This window comes from Oleiphilus sp. HI0066 (assembly GCF_001635725.1).
Genome location: NZ_LWFH01001878.1, coordinates 1 through 1,206, shown reverse-complemented (window position 1 = coordinate 1,206; position 1,206 = coordinate 1). Strand labels below are relative to the sequence as shown.

The window sequence follows — 1,206 nt, the reverse complement described above, 5'->3', positions numbered from 1 at the left end:
GCGGACTTGTTCCTTTGCCTGGGGGCACTCATGACGTGGTCCGTGTTAGTCAATCTGATATATCTGCCTTGAATTTGAATGGTGGCGCTGAATATTTCTTCAGTGCTCTTTAGTAGCTTTCTGTCTTAGGAGAGTAACTCAATGATGGTGATTCGACCTATCCATGGTCATGATCTGCAAGCGCTTGTTGACCTAGCTGAAGGGGCTGGAGTCGGCGTGACGACTTTACCTAAAAATCCCCCTTTGCTAGAGCAACGGATTTTCAATTCGGTACGCTCTTTTCGCTGCTCTCAACCTAAAGAACGCGGAAACTATGTTTTTGCTCTTGAGGATACCGAGACAGGAAAGGTGGTCGGAGTCAGTGCTATTGAAGCAGCCATTGGCCTCGAACAGGTTTGGTACAATTATAGAATCTCAAAAGTTATTCACGCTTCACGAGAAATTGGTGTGCATACATCAAACGACATGCTCGTGATATCGAATGATTTAACCGGAGTGTCTGAACTGTGCACACTGTTTTTAGATGCTAGCGCGCGGTCAGGGAACAATGGTCGTTTATTGTCGAAGTGTCGCCTTCTCTTTTTAGCCGAGTTCAAAGAGTATTTTAGTGAAAAAGTGATTGCAGAGATGCGTGGCTACTCTGATGAGAATGGCATCTCTCCATTTTGGGAATCCTTAGGTAAGAAGTTTTTTCAAATGGAATTTTCTTTAGCGGATTATCAAGTCGGGCTTGGTAACAAAGAATTAGTCGCAGAGCTGATGCCCAAGTACCCCATTTATTTGTTCTCTCTTACTAAAGAGGCGCGTGCAGTGATTGGCAAAACGCATGACAACACGCGTCCAGCATTAGAAATGCTCAAGAAAGAGGGTTTTCATTTCAATCAATTGATAGACATTTTCGATGGTGGCCCAGTCGTTGAGAGCTTCGTTGAAGATGTGCGCGGCGTTAGTGAAAGTGTGCTTTTGCCTTATCGCGTAGATACTAACTATGACGCTGAAATTGGTGCCCGTGACGATTGGGTTGTGTCTAATCGGCGGATGGAACATTTCCGTACAATTCTTGTCAGTAAAGATCAGATTCACGCTGATCATATAAGACTAAGTTCAGAACAATTCGATGCTTTGAATATCGATGATCAAGCTGAGCTTAGAGCTGTCCCACTTCGTTATATTTAGGATAAAGCTATGAGCCAATTAGGAGCTTTC

General features: G+C 43.9%; 1 protein-coding gene. It reads left to right on the top strand.

Annotation, left to right across the window (positions count from 1 at the left end; all coding sequences use genetic code 11):
• Positions 1–141: 141 nt before the first annotated feature.
• Complete coding sequence (gene astA / locus A3738_RS28930) at positions 142–1,176, top strand: arginine N-succinyltransferase (RefSeq protein ID WP_068478236.1); 1,035 nt, start codon at positions 142–144, stop codon at positions 1,174–1,176.
• Positions 1,177–1,206 lie beyond the last annotated feature (30 nt).